Here is a 17483-nt window from a genome sequence, read left to right as displayed (position 1 = left end):
GCTCAGGCGGCTGTCCGCGGCAACCCCCCGCGAAACGCGTCCGGCCTCCGGACACGGCCGCCACTCGGACACGGCCGCCACTCGGGGACGTGTCGCGGCGGCAGGTCGTGGGCGGGGTCCACGACCACAGCCGGCCCGCGGTCGGAAGCGGCCGCGGACCGGCTCGGCCGCGACGGACGCAGTCGCCCGGCGGCTTCGTCGTCAGACGTAGTTGACCTGGAGTTCCTTGATTCCGTTGATCCAGGCGTGGCGGAGGCGGCGGGGTTCGGCGGCCTTGGTGATGTCGGGCATCGCGTCGGCGATGGCCTCGAACATCAGGTTGATCTCCATGCGGGCGAGGCTCGCGCCGAGGCAGAAGTGCGGGCCGCCGCCGCCGAAGCCGAGGTGCGGGTTGGGGTCACGGGTGATGTTGAACTTGTGCGGGTCGGCGAAGACTTCGGGGTCGTAGTTCGCCGAGCTGTAGAACATCCCCACGCGCTGGCCCTCCTTGATCTCCTGACCGCCCAGAACGGTGTCGGCGGTCGCGGTGCGCTGGAAGGACATCACCGGGGACGAGCAGCGGATGATCTCGTCGGCTGTGGTCTCCGGGCGCGTCGCCTTGTAGAGGTCCCACTGCTCCGGGTTGTCGAAGAACGAGACCATGCCGTGGGTGATCGCGTTGCGCGTGGTCTCGTTGCCGGCCACGGCGAGCAGCAGGACGAAGTAGCCGAACTCGTCCGAGCCCAGCGAACCCTCCGATTCGGCGGCGACGAGTTTGGAGACGATGTCGTTCGCGGGGCATGCCTTGCGCGCCTCGGCCATGCCCATGGCGTACATCATGACCTCGGCGGCGGCCTGCTGGCCGACGGACTGGTCCACGGCGTAGTCGGGGTCGTCGTAGCCCATCATCTGGTTGGACCACTCGAATATGCGGCCGCGGTCCTCCTGGGGAATGCCGATCAGCTCGGCGATGGCCTGCAACGGCAGTTCGCAGGCGATCTCGGTGACGAAGTCGCCGCCGCCCTTCTTGACGGACTCGTGGACGATCCGAGCGGCGCGGTCGACCAGCGCGTCCTTGAGGGCGTTGATGGCGCGCGGGGTGAAGCCGCGCTGCACGATCGACCGCAGCCGGGTGTGCTCCGGCGGGTCCATGTTGACCATCATCACCTTGACGGCGTCGATGCCGCCGGGGTCCATCCCCTCCGCGAAGCGGATGATCACGTTGTTGCGGTGCGCGGAGTACAGCTCCGGCTTGGTGGAGATCTCCTTGACGTCCGCGTGCCGGGTGACCAGCCAGTAGCCGTCGTCACCGAAGTTGGACACCTGCGGTGACTGCGGGATCCACTTGACGGGGGCCGTCCGGCGCAGTTCCGCGAGTTCCTCCAGCGGCAGACGCTCGGTGTACAGGTCCGGGTCGGTCGGGTCGAAGCCGTCGTGGGCGACCGGACACGTCATGGGGGCCTCCTTGGGCGGGTTGGGGGCGGTGCTGCGGTGCCACGCGGCAGGTCGCGCTGCCACGGGGTGCGGTGAGCCGTGCGGTGGCGCGGGCGGATCGGCCGCCGGGCGGACGAGACGGGTTCGCCCTGCGGGGTGGGGCAGGTCGTGTCAGTCGGCGCCGGACGCGGCGGCTCTGCCGCCGCGCGGGGTGAGCAGGCGCCGGACGATGTCGAGGAGTACGGAACGGAGTTCGTCGTCCGGGAGGTGTGGGAACACGGCAACGGCGGAGTAGATGCCGCCCATCGCGACAGTCGAGGCGACCCGGAATTCGACGGGCCGTTCGCTGTCGTCGAGGATGCCGCGCACGCGCACGGTGATCGATTCGAGCCGGGGCCGGATCGCCGGGTGGCTGCCGACGGAGACGTCGCGGTCGAGGACGACGGCGAGGGTGCGGTGGCGGAGCAGGAAGTCGACGTACCCCTCGAACAGGACTCGCTGGCGCACCGCCTGCCCCTTGCGGCGCTCCGCGGCGTCCAGGACGCGGTCCAGCTCGTTGAGCGCGGGGCGCAGCAGGGCGTCGAGGAGTTCGTCCTTGGTGCGGAAGTGGTAATACAGCGCCGCCTTCGTGACGCCCACCCGGTCGGCGATCGCCTGGAGCGACGTACCCGCGAAGCCCTGCTCGGCGAACAGTTCGACGGCTGCGCCGAGGACTTTGTCGTACGTGTCCTCAGGTGCCGGTGCGGCCATCGCCCCTCCTCCCCTGCCAGTGTGCCCACTCGGCGGCGCGGGCTGGGCCTGCGGTGCGCACCGAACGTACGTCGAAGATTGACGAATGACAAGGCATGGCATGCAGAAAGTTGCATCGAATCCCGGTTTTGCAAGGGATTCATGCTTGCCAAGCGGCAAGTTGTCACGACGTATTGCCCATCTGCTTGCGTGGGTCCGGCAGCCCGCGTCGCAACCACCGGCCGGGCCTCCTCACGCGACGAGTCCTCGGGACGGCGAGGCGGTCGGCGTTCACATTCCGGTGCGCCGGGGCCCGCCCACGCTTCGCGGCGCCCTCTTCGGGTCACGCGGTTCGGGTCACGCGGTTTGGGTTGGGTCGCGCGGTTTGGGCCACGCGGTTTGGGCCACGCGGTTTGGACCACGCGGTTTGGGCCACGCGGTTTGAGTCGCGCGCCGGCGGACAGCCGCGCCGGCGGGGCGGCGCCGATCTGTCGGTCGGACCGCGCGGCGCCGGAGACGAAAAAGGACGAGGCCGCTCGATACGTCCACGCATCCGCGAACCACGGAAGAGGATGATCATGAAGGCAGTCGTTTGGCACGGCGTCGGCGACATCGCGCTGGAGGACGTACCGGATCCCGGGCTCCGGAGCGACGAGGACGCGGTCGTGCGCATCACCGGAAGCGCGATCTGCGGCACGGACCTGCACTTCATCAGGGGCACCATGCCGGGGATGAAGCCGGGTACCGTCCTCGGTCACGAGGCCGTCGGCGTCGTCGAGGCCCTGGGGTCGCAGGTCCGCAACTTCGAGGTGGGCGACCGCGTGGTGATCCCCTCGACAATCGGCTGCGGCCGATGCGTCTACTGCCGGGCCGGCTATTACGCGCAGTGTGACGAGGCCAATCCCCACGGGCCGTCGGCGGGGACCTCGTTCTACGGCGGGCCGGAACCGACCGGGCCGTTCGACGGACTCCAGGCCGAGTACGCGCGGGTGCCGTACGCGCACACCAACCTTGTGCCCATCCCGCCCGGCGTCAGCGACGAACAGGCGCTGATGGTCAGCGACATCCTGCCCACCGCATGGTTCGGCGCGCGGCTCGCCGAAGTCTCCCCCGGGGACGTCGTCGTGGTGCTCGGCGCCGGCCCGGTCGGTCAACTGGCGGCGCTGTCGGCACGTGTGCAGGGCGCGGGCCGCGTCCTCATCGTCGACGGGTACCGCGACCGCCTCGACACGGCCCGTCTCCAGAACGCCGAGACCATCGACTTCACCACGGAGGACCCGGTCGCCGCCGTGAGAGACCTGACCGGCGGCATCGGCGCGGACCGCATCGTCGACGCCGTGGGCGTGGATGCCCGGCGTCCGGCCCCAGGGTCCTCCGGTGGCGGCGCCGACGACGGAAGCGAAGAGGAGTTCGCCGCGGAACGCAGGCAGGCCGCTCCGGAGACGAACGAGGACGGCGACCTGTGGGTGCAGGGCAACGCCCCGAGCCAGGCGCTGCGTTGGGCCGTGGACATGGCCGCAAAGGCCGGAAGCATCGGCATCGTGGGCGTGTACCCGATGAACTTCGACCACTTCCCGATCGGGAAGGCGATGAACCGCAACCTCACCGTCAAGGCGGGCAACTGCAACCATCGCCGTTACGTTCCGGCCTTGTTGGGCCGGATCGCCGCGGGATCCATGGATCCGACCACCATCATCACGCAGCAGGAGCCGATGCCGGCGGCCGTCGAGGCGTACGAAGCCTTCGACCGGCGCAGGCCGGGGTGGACCAAGGTCACCTTGGACGTCGCTGGCTGAGGGCGCCCAAGACCTCAACCGACGCCCGGCCGCACCAGGGGCCCCCGCGGCCGTCGTCCCCGGCGCGCCACGGATGATGGACCCATGCACTCCGAGGAGACCACCTGCGCGCCGGGGACCGCGGCCGAGCACCTGATCGACCACCCCGGTTTCTGGCCCGCCTACCTGGAACCGTTCCTCGGAACCGAAATCGACCTGGTCGAAGCCTTCGACGCCAACCCGGGCGACGTCCGCGACGCCGCATCCACGCTGTTCGGCGGCGACAGCCACCACCTGCTCACGCTCGGTCTCGCCGACCGGCACGCCATCGAGATCCACATCACCAACCTGGACCTCGGCGACGAACGCGACAACAGCGTCGACTACACCGTCGTCCACCCCACATGGAGCCGCCCCGGTTTCCTCGCCACCATCGGCGCCGACGCCAGCGGCCCTGGACTGGCCTGGACGGAACTCCACTCAGTCGTCGCCTCCACGGCACCTGAGGCCCCGTTGTCCCCTACTGTTCGCCTACTGCTCCTCTTGCCGATCCTCGGTGACGAGGACACACCGCACGGCCGAGCCGCCCCCCTCATCGCGGACGCGTTCGCCGCACACGGGGCCATGCCCGCCGCCGTCCCGGTCCTCACCGAACTCGCCCTGGAAAGCCCCTACTTCGGCCCCGCTGCCTGGACCGTCGATCCGCAGCACGGCACCGGCGTCCTCATCTGCGACGGCCCTGACTGCGCGCGAACCGTCCCGATCGCACACGGCGGCATCACCGCCCGGCAGAGCCACCAACTCGCCCGCATCCTCGGCGCTGCCACCTGACCACCCCGCGAGCGCCGTCAACCCGCGAACACTCAACACCCGCCGAGCACTCGCGCCCCTCCCGAACCGTTGCACAATCGCCCCCGAAACTCGGGTTCTGGCTCAGGTTGTGTGGAGTCGCGACAGAGAGTTGACGGCGCGACGGCGGTGCGGGTGACGATTCGCATGCCGTCGTGTGTGCCCGCGCTCGTGTGGACGTCCTGACGCTCTATCAGCCGGTCCTACGTTGTTGATCGGGTTGATCAGGGCCAGTCGTATGGTCGTGGGGCCCAGAGACACCGGGCATGGCTTTCAGCCGGTTGCCCTCGATGGTTCCCGCCACCTGGCCGCCCGGTGTCTCACGACGACTCGGCTGCTGATTAGGAGCTGCGGGCCTCTTCGGGGGTATCGCTGAGTAGGACCACGCTGGCGAGGTCGTCCGGGACGAACAGCACACGTCGAACGACCGGAGGAACGCGTGGCCCGGATCTGGGCGGGGACGGACATCGGCAAGACGCATCACCACTGCGTGGTGCTGGACGCCGACGGCGGGCGGCTGCTCTCGCGCCGGGTCGCGAACGACGAGCCCGAACTGCTGGCGCTGCTGGCGGACGTGATAACGCTCGGCGAGGACGTCGTCTGGGCGGTCGACGTCGCCGACGGCATGGCCGCGCTGTGGGTCAACGTGCTGCTCAACCACGGCCAGCACCTCGTCTACATACCCGGTCTGGCGGTCAACCGCGCGGCTGCCGGCTACCGCGGCACGGGCAAGACCGACGCGAAGGACGCGACCGTCATCGCCGACCAGGCCCGCATGCGCCGCGATCTGACCGTGCTGCGGCCGGACGACGAACACACCGTCGAACTGCGGATCCTCACCGACCGCCGGTCCGACCTGGTCGCGGACCGCACCCGCCGGATCAACCGGCTGCGCGGCCAACTCTCCGGAATCTTCCCGGCGTTGGAACGCGCCGTGGACCTGGGCAACGTCGGTCCGCTGGTCCTGCTGACCGGCTACCAGACGCCGGCTGCAATCCGCCGGGCCGGCCGCAGGCGCCTGGCTACCTGGCTCGGCAACCGCAAAGTCCGCAGCGCCGAGGACCTGGCCGCCGTCGCGCTGGCCGCCGCCGAACGCCAGCACACCGCCGTCCCTGGGGAGAAGATCGCCGCGCAGGTGGTCCACACCCTGGCCAAGGAGGTGATGGGCCTCAACGAGCAGATCGCCGAGATCGACAAGCTCATTGCGGCTCGGTTTCGCGACCACGAACTCGCTGAGGTGATCTCCAGCCTGCCCGGCATCGGCCCGCTGCTCGGCGCCGAGTTCCTCGCCGCCACCGCCGGCGACCTGAGCCGCTATGTCACCGCCGACCGGCTGGCGAGTTTCGCGGGCGTCGCCCCGGTCCCTCGGGATTCCGGCGGCGTCAGCGGCAACCTGCACAGGCCCCGGCGCTACCACCGGGGCCTGCAACGGGTGTTCTACACCTCCGCGCTGATCAGCATCCGCAACTGCGAAGCATCCCGGCGCTTCTACGAACGCAAGCGCGCCGAGGGCAAACGCCACACGCAGGCCGTGGTCGCGCTCGCCCGGCGACGCGTCAACGTCCTGTGGGCGCTGATCCGTGACGGACGGTGCTACCAACGCGAACTCCCGGTCATATCAGCGGCTTGACAACCCCATTAGGAGGTGGCGGGCCCGTCTTTCCAGGTTCGCGTTCGCCACCCTTCGACCACCGACATCACCGCCGCGCCGAGTTCCTTACTCGGCCTGGCCGAGTTTCGGGAACTTGTGGGGGAAGAACCACGGCGCACCAGACATCCGTCCTCGTTCACTCGTCCATGCGTGGGGACATTGAGGTGTACTCGGACAGTCGATCAGGCGTGCAATCGATTGCGGGCTACCGGACACCGCTTCGCCGACCGGGTCCGAGCCCGGCAGGGGGCGGCGACCTGCTGCCCGCACGGCTCGACGCCGCCCGGCGGCAGCGACTGCGACTGCGACTGCGTGAGGGTGTCTTGTCACCTCGCGATTTGGGATTACGGATTTGACTTGAAGTCGGGTTCACGTCGCATGATCGGGATCCGCCGTGTTCGAGTGGATACGGCGGTGGAACGGACAGGGGCGGGCGCCATGCGGGTTGTTCAGGTGAAGCGGTTCGGTGGGCCGGAGGAACTGGTCTTGGGTGAGGCGCCTGCCCCGGTGGCCGGGGAGGATCAGGTCGTGGTCGACGTGGCGGTCGCCGGCATGACGTTCGTCGAGACCCAGATCCGGCGTGGCGTCGACAAGTGGCACGCGCAGCCGTCGCTGCCGTACGTGCCCGGTTCCCTGGTGGCCGGCCGGGTGGCCTCGGTCGGCGCGCAGGTGGACCCGGCCTGGCTCGGGCGGCGGGTGGTCGCCTCCACCGGGGATACCGGGGGTTTCGCCGAAAGGGCGGTCGCCGACGTCGAAGGGCTGTTCCCGGTGCCGGACGGACTGGACCTGCCCGAGGCGATCGCCCTCCACAGCGACGGCAGCACCGCCCAGGGGCTGGTCGAGAACGCCGGAATCAAGCGTGGCGACTGGGTGCTGGTCGAGGCGGCGGCCGGTGGGGTGGGCAGCCTGCTGGTGCAGCTCGCCCGTGCGGCAGGCGCCCGGGTCATCGGCGCCGCGCGCGGCACCCGCAAGCTCGAACTGGTCCGGGAACTGGGCGCCGAGGCGGCCGTGGACTACTCCGCACCGGACTGGACCGATCAGGTCCGCGAACTGACCGGCGGTGCGGGCCCCGACGTGGTGTTCGACGGCGTCGGCGGACCGATCGGGCGGGCCGCGTTCCAGGTGACCGCCCGGGGAGGCCGGTTCTCCGTGCACGGCGCGTCCAGCGGCGAGGTCAGCGTCATCGACTCCGACGAGGCTCGTGCCAGGGGCGTCGACGTCCTGGGTGTCGAGCAGCTCTTCGACTTCCGGCCGAACGTGGCGCGGTGGGCGGAGCAGATGATGGCCCAGGCCGCCGCCGGTATCGTCCGGCCGGTCATCGGGCAGACGTTCCCGCTGGAACAAGCCGCCGACGCCCACGCCGCGATCGAGAACCGGACCGCCCTGGGCAAGACTCTGCTCCTGATCTGACGATCCATCACGCCGACTGCCACACCTTCGCGTGGCAGAGGACCGCCAGGGCTGCCGCAACCCCGAGCGCCGCTCGACGGAGGCCGCGTCGACGGTACTGGGGCCGCTGAGGCTCCCCTCCTGTGACGGCGACGACCCGCTCCACCCAGGAGGCGTCATCGGAGACTCCGCTCACTGCCGGATCGGGCCGTCCGGTGACGACCACGACAACCACGCCCCCGACGAAGGCGTCACGGTCATGCGCCGCTCGGCACGGCCTCATTTTTCGGACGGCGCCAAGGACGACGCCGACGCGCCGTCCCCGTCGACGAACGGGCGAACGGACGACCGGGGTTCGGCGGCCGCACCACCGCCCCGCCCGCACCGGACGACCGACAACCGGCTGCGATCCGAGCCCTGTCCGGAAGGCGGGTCCCGAGCGGCGGCGGAGGCACGGGGAGTTCGCGGTCCGGGTCTGCGGCTGTGTTGTTCGACGCGGCCGTGCGCGTGCCGGCCGACAGCAGGAGCGTCGGTCCTTCCGCGCAGTCGGGCGAAGGTGCTGATGGACGGCTGCGTGATGGGCAGGCCGTCCTACGCACCTCAAGCTCACTTACGGGTCAAGCCTCAGGTTTCGGTGCGGTAGGCGCCGTTCACGGCGGCTGTGTACGTTGCCCGCGCCGCACGGTCGGCGAGTGCCGTGTCGATCTTCCTGCGCGACACGAGCATGCGGTAGTAGATGGGCGCGGCCAGCGCGGAGATGACCTCGACGCCGTCGGTGTCGCGGGCGAGTTCGCCGCGGGCGACCGCTCGTTCGACGATCACGGCGGCGCGCTGGTTGCGGTCGGCGAAGAAGTCGTGCAGCGCTTCACTCGCCCGCGGGTTCTTGGTGGCCGCCGCGACGACCGTTTCGATCAGCGCGCGAACGGTGGCGTTGCTTTCGTACAGGGCGACGATCGATCGTGCGAAGTCGCGGAGGTCGTCGCCCAGGGCCCCGGTGTCGGGGAAGGGCAGTTGCGTGGTCCCGAGCCTGGTCAACAGGTCGACGACCAGGCCTTCGACGCTGCGCCAGCGCCGGTAGACCGTGGTCACGTGCACGCCCGAGCGACGCGCGACGTTCTCCATCGTCAGTCCCGCGTAGCCGGCTTCTCCGAGTTCGACGGACACGGCGTCCAGGACTGCTTCACGGGTCCGCGCGGTCCGGCCGCCGGGGCGGCGGGAACCGTGTGTGTTCGCAGTCTCGCTCACGACGCTCCGACTCGACGATGATCCCGGACGGCCAGGCTACTGTCCCTGGCCGCGCGGCCCTGGTGCCACCACCCCGGGCCGCGGGGCCGCCACAATCAGGGGCTGTTAATACAAGAATACTAGCGTTAGTCTGAGTGGTGTTCAGGTCGGCCGCGACAGACCGCACGCGGCCGGCAGTCGATGCACTCGGGGCCATTCGTCCACAGCTCCCCGGAGATCCCCCGTGAACCTGCCCTGCTCATCCGCGGCGGCCGACGGACACGCCCGTACCACGACCGCCGCCCGCGCACCGGACGCGACCCACACGCCGGAGGGGACCACTCCGGAGTTGACCGAGCCGGCAATCGCAGCGCCGGAGGGTCGGCTGCTCGCCGAGCTCAGGGTGCCCGCGGACGGCAGCCTGGCCTCCGACGTCCGGGCATTCGTCCGCGACCGACTGGGCCGTCTCGGGGCCACGGACGGCGTCCTCGACGACGCCGTCCTGCTGGCCACCGAACTGTTCACGAATGCGCTCAGGTACGCACCCGGCACCAGGATCGGCGTCCGCTTCCTGCACGACCCGCGGGCCCGGACCTGCACCGTACTCGTCGACGACACCAGCCACCTGCCGCCACGACCGGGCGACCGGCACGCCGCAGCCCACGAGTCGGGACGGGGCCTCGCCGTCGTCGCCGCACTCGCCCACTCCTGGGGCTGGCACCCGTCAGTCGACGGCAAGAGCGTCTGGTTCTCGTTGCGCCTCCACCGCGTTCGGCATTCAGGACTCGAACACCCAGGACTCGAACACCCAGGACCCGAAAACCCAGGACCCGAAGGAGCCACACCATGCGCGAAGACATCGCGTTCGAGAGCGACGGCACCACCCTGCGGGGCTGGCTCTACCTCCCGGAAGGCGCCGCCCCGTTCCCGGCAGTCGTCCTGACCCACGGATTCGGCGCGGTCAAAGAGCAGTACACCGACCTCGTCGCCGAATCCCTCGCGGCGGCCGGCTTCGCCGCCCTGTTGTACGACCACCCGAACTTCGGTGCCAGCGACGGCCTGCCGCGCCAGGAGATCGACCCGTGGGCCCAGATAGCCGGTTACCGGAACGCGATCACGTACCTCCACACGCGCCCCGAGGTGGCCCACGACCGCATCGGCGTGTTCGGCACCAGCTACTCCGGGGGGCACGTACTGGTCGTCGGGGCGATCGACCGGCGCGTCAAGGCCGTGTACGCGCAGGTCCCGGTGATCAGCGGCGGAACCAGCCTCTCGCGCTTCATCAACTCCGAGGCGCTACAGGGCGTGCGCGAGATGTTCGCGGCCGACCGCCTGGCGCGTTTCCAGGGCGCCGAGCCCGGCCTGATCCCGCTGATAACCGAGGAACCGGGGCAGATGGCGGCGCTCGCGGACCGGGAGACGTACGCCTGGTACCAGACCATCGAACCCGAGCGCCTGGCCACGTGGCGCAACGAGGTCACCGTCCGCTCCGTCGAACTCCTCTCCGCCTACGAGCCGGTCGACTACATCGCGCGCATCTCCCCGACGCCGCTCCTCATGGTCGTGGCTCAGCACGACATCCTCACGCACAGCGACCTGGCCTTCGCCGCGTACGAACGGGCCCTCCACCCCAAGCGCCTCGCCACCCTCCCGGGCGGTCACTTCACCGTCTACGGCAAGGAGTTCGCAAACACCCAGACCCTCATGACCGACTTCTTCCGCGGACACCTCGCCCGCTGACCGGGCGGGTCTGATCAACCGCAGTTCCGATGAACAAGGAAACGCCGGAGATGACCACCGAGGCCGGTTCCGAGCAGCCGGCCTCGGTGAACCGCCGGAGCGAAGACGGACGAGCAGTTGATCACGTTGCCCGTCGGGCGCGCCCGTTCGGAGGTTCTGCAACTGACGGTCCAGGGCGGGTTGTTGCCGCACCTGACCAAGCACGTACTGGATGTCGATCCGGTCGAGCTGCGGGTCGCCGCCACGCACTCGCCATGACAGTCGCCGACGGCTGTCGGCGGTGCGGACTCAGATCTTGGTGTAGGTGATGTCCGTGCGATCGCGTCGGCCGACTGTGAAGTCGTCCCCGAAGCGAAAGCGCGGCAAGTCTGCGATCGGGACCGTGTACGTCCAGTCGAAGGCGCAGACCCGCTTGGCGATGAGCCACCGGCCGCCGCGACGCTCGAAGCGGTCGACGTAGCGCAGCGCCAGGATCATGTCGCTGTCGGCGCGGATGTGGTGGGCCTCGCAGTACGTGTCCACCTGTGCAACGTCGCCGTCTAGCCGGATGTACGGATCGGCGATGAAGTGGTGAGTGGCGTCGAAGTGCGGGAGCACCTCGCAGACCCACTTCGCGAACTCGGTGCCGGATCCTCGAAACGAATTGTGGTCGTCGAAGCCGTCCGGGTGGTAGCAGGACGCCATCAGGCCCTCGTCGAGGCGGTCCGTGCCACGAGCGAGGCGCTTGACGACGTCTTTGATCTCCTCGCGCGCGATCAACTCAGCGAGATCCACACGTACTCCTCTGCTTCTCCGGTCGGGTTCGGCGAGTTCTATGACACGGTCACATGACGGTCGAGGCACCGCAAGGAGCAGACCGGAACTGCTCGTTGCCGAGCCGAGCGCGGTTCAGCCCACGGCCGCCGCGACCTCGGCGGTGACCGGGACGGGGAACTCCATGAGCTGCTGCGCCATGGTCTTCGCGACCGGGTCCAGCCGGGGCGAGGCGTTGATGCCGCCGGGCAGGGCCCCGTGGAGTACGAGGTTGAGGGCGTGCACGCCCGGGAGGTCGAAGCGTTCGACGCGGGGTTCGGCGCCGTCGAAGAGGTGCTCGAACCACGCGGCAACCGCCGCCGGGTGCAGCGCCGCCCGAATGTGGGGCAGGTATTCGGGGCGGCGGGCGATCACGCCGATGTTGAACAGCTCGCCCTTGTCGCCGCTGCGCCCCCAGGCCAGGGCGATCAGCGGGACGGCGGCCGCGGGTTCGCCGACCGGTGCCGGCGCGCCCGGGCGGACCAGGTCGCCCGGCGCGAACGCGCCGCGGCGCGAACCGGTCGCGGGCAGGTCACGGCCGTCCAGGGTGATCCGCGGGGCGACCTCGGCCTTGTCGATCAGGAACGAGAAGAGCCCGGCCGTCGGTGTCACCTGGGCGGCCAGGCTGATCGACGTGCCCTGCGCCATGCCGGAGATCGCCATCCGCTGCTCGCGCATGAACAGCTCGACCGGCAGCCGGTCGTCGTGCTCGACGACGACCTTGGCGACGACCTCTCGGGACGGTGCCGTCCTGGCCCTCGCGCCGTACCCGGCCTCCTCGCCGATGGCCACGAAGTGTGTGGCCCGGAAGGCGGGCAGGTCGCGGGAGGCCAGCAGGCGTCGGCCGCGCTCGAAGAGCTCCCGCGCCTGGCGGGCCGCCTTCGCTCCGGCGTCGATCCCGCAGACCGGCTGGTAGACGACGCCGCGCCAGCCTGTGTCGTGGGTGACGCACACCTTGTAGGTGTCGGTCGGAGGACGGCCCGTGGCTCCGGTGACGAGGACCCGGTCCGGGCCCGCCTGTTCGAGACGCACGGTGCTGAAGTCGCAGGTGACGTCCGGGACGTAGTATGCCTGCGGGTCCGCCACCTCGTACAGGAGCTGCTCGGCGACCGTTCCGATGCTCACCAGGCCGCCGGTGCCGGCCGGTTTGGTGACGACGACGCTTCCGTCCGCCCGGCACTCCCCCACCGGAAAACCGATGCCCGCCCAGTCCGGGACGTCCCGCCAGTCGGTGAACGTGCCGCCGGTGACCTGGGCGCCGCACTCCAGCAGATGCCCGGTCGTCGTGCCGGCGGCCAGCAGGTCGAAGTCGTCCTCGCCCCAGCCGAACTCGTGGATCAGCGGCCCGAGCACGACGGCGCTGTCCACGACGCGCCCGGTGACCACGATGTCGGCGCCCTCGTCGAGCAGCCGGGCGATCGGGAACGCGCCCAGGTAGGCGTTTGCGCTCAGCACACGGTCGGGGAAGGCCGCGCCGGAGAACATGTCCGTGATCCCGCCCGAGCGGAACTCCTCGACGCGTTCACGCAGGTCGTCCCCGCCGACCACGCCGATCCGCGGCGCCAGGCCGGCCTCCTTCGCGTGCGCGGCCAGCGCCTCGGCGAGCCCGTCCGGGTTGAGCCCGCCGGCGTTCGCGACGACGCGAATCCCCCGGCCCAGGATCTCCGCCAGGTACGGGCCGACGTGGACGTCGACGAAGTCGGTGCCGAACCCTGCCGACGGGTCCGCCTTGGCCGCACGGCCCATGAGGCCCATCGACCCCTCGGCCAGGTAGTCGAACACCAGGTAGTCGAGGTCCTCGACACCCAGCAGTTGCGGCACGGAGAGCGTGCTGTCCGACGCGAAGGCGGTCGCTCCGCCGATCCGGACCACTTTGTCTGACATGTTCTTGCTCCCGGCGCTCTCGGGCACCCGGTCACGGGACCTCAGGCCGGGGCGGGCCGAGGCTAACACCGGCCGCCGCAGACAGGAACGGCCGTCCCCGGGGTCCGCGAGCCTCGCGGGCGCCCGCACCCGAGGGTGGTCCCGCACCGCCGGACGCGCTCTTCGCCACCGGCGCCCAGGGCATGAAGCAGGTGTGCCCCGACCAATCTGGCGCGGGAATCACGCCTTCCGGCAGGAACAACAACCACGTAAGCCGCGTAGACGGTCGGCCCCGGCGGGAGGCACTCGCAGAGGCAGGCCGCGGCTTGCGACTCGCTGAGAGCTCCGCCGCGCGCAGGGCGGGCAGGACGCGCCGCTCCAACGGTTCGAGGCCCTCCCACACCAGTGCGGGGTCAATGCCCCGGAACAGCGGATCCAAGGTGATCAGTCCGTCCGACGGCGTCTGACTCGTCGGGTGCGACGATGCGAAACCTGCCGCCGGCCCGCAGTGCCTCGACATTCAGGGAAGGCGTGCGACTCCGTGCAGTTCGACGCGCTCCGATCCGTGGTCGGCAGGCGCCGATCCCACCTTTTGGAGCGTGGATCCCGCGTCGGCCAGGCAAGCCACCGCGGACACGGCCAGTTCGTCACTGATGGCTCGGGCACACGCCAGGACCTGGGCACCTGCGTCTGCGGCCACCACGCGTGCAACGCGGTCCTCCACGGCGAAGAGCGTGACGGCCGCGACGGGCATGCCATATCGGTCCAGGATGGGCGCCGAAACCGTGGTGGTGTCCTCGCGGAACTCCCCGACGACGATGGCGTAGCCGTCCCGCTCCACCCGGGCCACCGCGTCCAGTACCGACTCCGGGTCGGTGAGGGAAGCGTCGGTGTACCGGCGCAGCGAGCGGTCCAGTACCTCGCGCCGGGTGCGCGCGGGGAGTCGGCTCAGGATCGCCCGGCCTGCGGCGCTGACATGGACGGGCAGCGGACCGTGCGTGAGTTCGATCGCACGGACGTCGGTGGCGTCGCCGGCCCCCGCAACGTAGGCCATGTGGCTGCCGTCGAGGACGAACAGGCCGGTGGGCAGTCCCGTTTCCTCGCGCAGCGCCCACAGGTGCGGGCGGGCGGCCTCGCGCGCGGCGACGATCACAGGGGCCGTGTCGGCCAGGACGGCGAACCGGGCGGAGACGAACCAGCGGCCGGGGTCGGACGCGTCACGGCGAAGCCAGCCGGCCTGATACAGCGTGTCCAACGCACGCTGGACGGATGCCTTGGGCACGCCGAGGTGACGTGACAGCTCCGACAGGCCGATCGGCTGCCTGGCCGCGACGCTCTCGAACACCCGGATCGCGGTGCGCACGCTCTTCATGCGGCCATGTTCCCACGCTCGAATCCACACCCCGTGGGGCGACCGCCGACCGCGTTCGGCACGTGCTCGGGCACGACGGAGCCGCGTTCAGTGCATTCCCAGGGCAGGCTCGGCGAGATCGCCCGTGAGGCTCCCCGCCGTGCCACGCCGCAGGTCGTCCGCCGGCTTCCGCCCATGGTTCCAAGGGCGTTCGCCCGATGCCGGCCGACAGGTCACAGCCGAAAATTGGACTACGTCATGCACTGGTTCGCATCGTGGACCGATGGTACGGTCCCCGCCATGAGCGAACTCGAACAGCTCGTGGTGCTCGATCTGTCCAAGGGCCTGGCGGGGGCGTACTGCGCCAAACTCCTGGCGGACGCGGGCGCCGATGTCACCCTCGTCGAGCCGCCGAACGGCACGGACATGCGCCGATGGGCCTGGGGTCGCGAACTCCGTCCGGAGCACGACGGGGACGGGGCGCTGTTCCGCTATCTGCGCCACGGACATCGTTCGGTCACGGCCGTCGACGCGGACCGGGCCCGGGTCGCCGAACTCGCGGCCGCGTCCGACATGGTCCTCACCGACAGCCCGGCAATTCTCGGGTCCGCAGCGGAACTGGCCGGTGAGCACCGGGACTTGATCGTGGTTTCCGTGACACCGTTCGGACTCACGGGGCCGGACGCCGAACGCCCGGGCACCGAGTTCACCGCCCAGGCCGAAGGCGGCGCGATCGCCGTTCGCGGTACACCCGACCGCCCGCCGCTCCAGTTGAGCGCGCGAGTGGTCGAATGGCTGGCGGGTGCGTGTGCGGCCGCCGCGGCCTTGGCGGCGCATCGCCGCCAACGCACCACCGGGGACGGCGACTTGATCGATGTATCGCTGTGCGAAGTGGCGAACATGACCGGGACGCTGCACACGGACTTGATGTACTCCCTGTCGGGACGACCGCCGCTGGATCCGGCGAAGCCCGCCCGGAACGTCGAGCTGCCGTCGATCGAACCCACAGCCGACGGATGGGTCGGTTTCAACACCAACTCCCGGCAGCAGTTCGAATCCTTCTGCCTCCTCATCGAACGCCCGGACCTGATCACGGAGGGCTCCTGGGCCTCATTGCAGACACGAGTCGCCAGGGCGGCCGAGTGGAACTCGATGGTCCGGGAATGGACCACGCGCCACACCACGGCCGAGATCACCGAGCGGGCCGTCGAGTTGCGCGTCCCGGTGGCCCCGGTGTGTGACGGCCGCTCGGTGACGGAGTTGGACCATGTCCTGGCCCGCGGCGTGCTCGTGGACGCCCCGTCGGGCGATTTCCGCATGCCGCGCCGTCCGTGGACCATCAACCTCGCACCCGAGCCGCCCAAACAGCGTGCGCCGGCGGCAGGCTCGCACAACGACGAGCCCGGACCGGTACGAGCCCCTCGCCCCTCGCCGTCCGGCCGACACACCCCGCCGCTCGCCGGCCTGCGGGTCGTCGACCTCACCGCGTGGTGGGCCGGACCCTCCGCCACCGGGCTGTTCGCCGCACTGGGCGCGGACGTCATCCACGTCGAGTCCACCGGACGTCCCGACGGCATGCGGATGACCGGGGGTATGTTCGCCGACCGGGGCGCCTGGTGGGAGTACAGCTCCATCTTCCTTGCCGCCAACACCAACAAGCGAGGGCTGACCCTCGATCTGAACCGGCCCCGCGGCCGAGACCTCCTGCTGCGCCTGGTCGAGCACGCCGATCTGGTGGTGGAGAACTTCACGCCGCGCGTGCTCGACGCGTTCGGCCTCGGCTGGGACGCGATTCACGCGGCGAACCCTCGCGCGGTCATGGTGCGCATGCCCGCCTTCGGCCTCGACGGACCGTGGCGGGACCGCCCGGGATTCGCGCAGACCATGGAACAGGTCACCGGATTGGCCTGGCTGACCGGCCACTCCGACGACCAGCCACGTATCCAGCGGGGCCCGTGCGATCCAAATGGCGGTATGCACGCGGCCTTTGCCGCGTTGGTAGCGCTGGCCAGACGCGACCGCACCGGCGTGGGCTGTCAGGTGGAAGCCCCGATGTTCGAGGCCGCCCTGGCGATCGCCGCCGAGCCCGTCCTCGAATGGACCGCCTACGGCAACGTGGTGGGACGCGACGGCAATCGCGGTCCGGCCGCCGCTCCGCAAGGCGTCTACGCCTGCGCCGGCGTCGACCGTTGGCTCGCTGTCGCGGCCGCCGACTCGACACAGTGGCAGGCATTGTGCCGGGTCATCGGCCGCCCCGAACTGGCCGCGGATCCCGCCCTCGCGTCCCAGGACGGACGACGACGCGCGCACGACCGGATCGACGAGGCGATCGGCGCGTGGGCGTCGACGCGCGAAGTCCCCGACGCCGCCGCCGCGTTGAACGCCGCCGGGGTGCCCGCTGCGGAAGCGGCCGATCCACGCTTGGCGCACCGGCGTCCGCAACTGGTCGCGCGCGGCTACTTCGAGGCCGTGGACCACCCTGTCGTCGGCATGCACGGCGTCCCGGGCCTGCCGTGGCGCGCGACCGGCGTGGACCGCTGGATCCGCACACCCGCACCCACCCTCGGACAGCACAACCGCGACGTCCTCTGCGGCCTCCTCGGCCTGAGCGACGAAGACCTGGCGGCTCTGGAACGCGACGGCATCGTCGGCACCCGTCCACGCGGTCTGTGATCCCAAGGCACGGCCGCCGCAAACCGTTCCCGCC

14 protein-coding genes are annotated in these 17483 nt (G+C 70.5%); 8 read left to right on the top strand and 6 right to left on the bottom strand.

Features of this window, described 5'->3' with window-relative positions; genetic code table 11:
* Window positions 1–201: 201 nt before the first annotated feature.
* Window positions 202–1434 carry a cytochrome P450 gene (locus tag ACRX5S_RS27955; protein ID WP_436775891.1) on the bottom strand — a complete coding sequence of 411 codons (1233 nt, stop codon included), beginning with the start codon at window positions 1432–1434 and terminating at the stop codon, window positions 202–204.
* A 150-nt stretch (window positions 1435–1584) separates the two neighbouring features.
* Window positions 1585–2163 carry a TetR/AcrR family transcriptional regulator gene (locus ACRX5S_RS27950; RefSeq protein ID WP_436775890.1) on the bottom strand — a complete coding sequence of 193 codons (579 nt, stop codon included), beginning with the start codon at window positions 2161–2163 and terminating at the stop codon, window positions 1585–1587.
* Window positions 2164–2720: 557 nt separating this feature from the next.
* Between ACRX5S_RS27950 and ACRX5S_RS27945 the strand changes: the two genes are divergently transcribed.
* From ACRX5S_RS27945 to ACRX5S_RS27930, 4 genes are all read left to right on the top strand, one after another.
* Window positions 2721–3938 (top strand): zinc-dependent alcohol dehydrogenase, encoded by a 1218-nt coding sequence (locus tag ACRX5S_RS27945; protein ID WP_436775889.1) that lies wholly within the window; start codon window positions 2721–2723, stop codon window positions 3936–3938.
* 84 nt (window positions 3939–4022) lie between these two features.
* The gene (locus ACRX5S_RS27940) at window positions 4023–4748 is read left to right on the top strand and encodes a hypothetical protein (RefSeq protein WP_436775888.1); all 726 of its coding nucleotides are present in this window, start codon (window positions 4023–4025) and stop codon (window positions 4746–4748) included.
* A 457-nt stretch (window positions 4749–5205) separates the two neighbouring features.
* Complete coding sequence (locus ACRX5S_RS27935) at window positions 5206–6396, top strand: IS110 family transposase (protein WP_436775887.1); 1191 nt, start codon at window positions 5206–5208, stop codon at window positions 6394–6396.
* Between the two features lie 507 nt (window positions 6397–6903).
* Complete coding sequence (locus ACRX5S_RS27930) at window positions 6904–7827, top strand: zinc-binding dehydrogenase (RefSeq protein ID WP_436775886.1); 924 nt, start codon at window positions 6904–6906, stop codon at window positions 7825–7827.
* Window positions 7828–8430: 603 nt separating this feature from the next.
* Here ACRX5S_RS27930 and ACRX5S_RS27925 read toward each other — a convergent pair.
* Window positions 8431–9051, bottom strand: a complete 621-nt coding sequence (locus ACRX5S_RS27925) for a TetR/AcrR family transcriptional regulator (RefSeq protein WP_436775885.1) — start codon at window positions 9049–9051, stop codon at window positions 8431–8433.
* A gap of 223 nt (window positions 9052–9274) precedes the next feature.
* Between ACRX5S_RS27925 and ACRX5S_RS27920 the strand changes: the two genes are divergently transcribed.
* From ACRX5S_RS27920 to ACRX5S_RS27910, 3 genes are all read left to right on the top strand, one after another.
* Window positions 9275–9973: an ATP-binding protein gene (locus ACRX5S_RS27920; RefSeq protein ID WP_436775884.1), complete on the top strand. Its 699-nt coding sequence runs from the start codon at window positions 9275–9277 to the stop codon at window positions 9971–9973.
* Entirely contained in the window at window positions 9877–10770 is an 894-nt protein-coding gene (locus ACRX5S_RS27915; protein WP_436775883.1) for an alpha/beta hydrolase, read from the top strand. The genes ACRX5S_RS27920 and ACRX5S_RS27915 overlap by 97 nt, the downstream gene beginning before the upstream one ends.
* A 117-nt stretch (window positions 10771–10887) precedes the next feature.
* Window positions 10888–11028, top strand: coding sequence for a hypothetical protein (locus ACRX5S_RS27910; protein ID WP_436775882.1), 141 nt, complete (start codon window positions 10888–10890; stop codon window positions 11026–11028).
* A gap of 30 nt (window positions 11029–11058) precedes the next feature.
* On the opposite strand, the gene ACRX5S_RS27905 is transcribed toward ACRX5S_RS27910, so the two are convergent.
* From ACRX5S_RS27905 to ACRX5S_RS27895, 3 genes are all read right to left on the bottom strand, one after another.
* Entirely contained in the window at window positions 11059–11544 is a 486-nt protein-coding gene (locus tag ACRX5S_RS27905; protein ID WP_436775881.1) for a nuclear transport factor 2 family protein, read from the bottom strand.
* A gap of 114 nt (window positions 11545–11658) precedes the next feature.
* Window positions 11659–13446 carry an acyclic terpene utilization AtuA family protein gene (locus tag ACRX5S_RS27900; RefSeq protein WP_436775880.1) on the bottom strand — a complete coding sequence of 596 codons (1788 nt, stop codon included), beginning with the start codon at window positions 13444–13446 and terminating at the stop codon, window positions 11659–11661.
* Window positions 13447–13945: 499 nt separating this feature from the next.
* Window positions 13946–14797, bottom strand: coding sequence for an IclR family transcriptional regulator (locus ACRX5S_RS27895; protein ID WP_436775879.1), 852 nt, complete (start codon window positions 14795–14797; stop codon window positions 13946–13948).
* A gap of 279 nt (window positions 14798–15076) precedes the next feature.
* Between ACRX5S_RS27895 and ACRX5S_RS27890 the strand changes: the two genes are divergently transcribed.
* On the top strand, window positions 15077–17449 hold the full coding sequence (locus ACRX5S_RS27890) for a CoA transferase (protein ID WP_436775878.1): 2373 nt from the start codon (window positions 15077–15079) through the stop codon (window positions 17447–17449).
* Window positions 17450–17483: the final 34 nt, after the last annotated feature.

Source organism: Yinghuangia sp. YIM S09857 (assembly GCF_051388915.1).
In the GTDB taxonomy this organism is placed as follows: Bacteria; Actinomycetota; Actinomycetes; order Streptomycetales; family Streptomycetaceae; genus Yinghuangia.
Note: the sequence above shows the minus strand (reverse complement) of the source record. Positions and strands in the feature narration are given on the sequence as shown.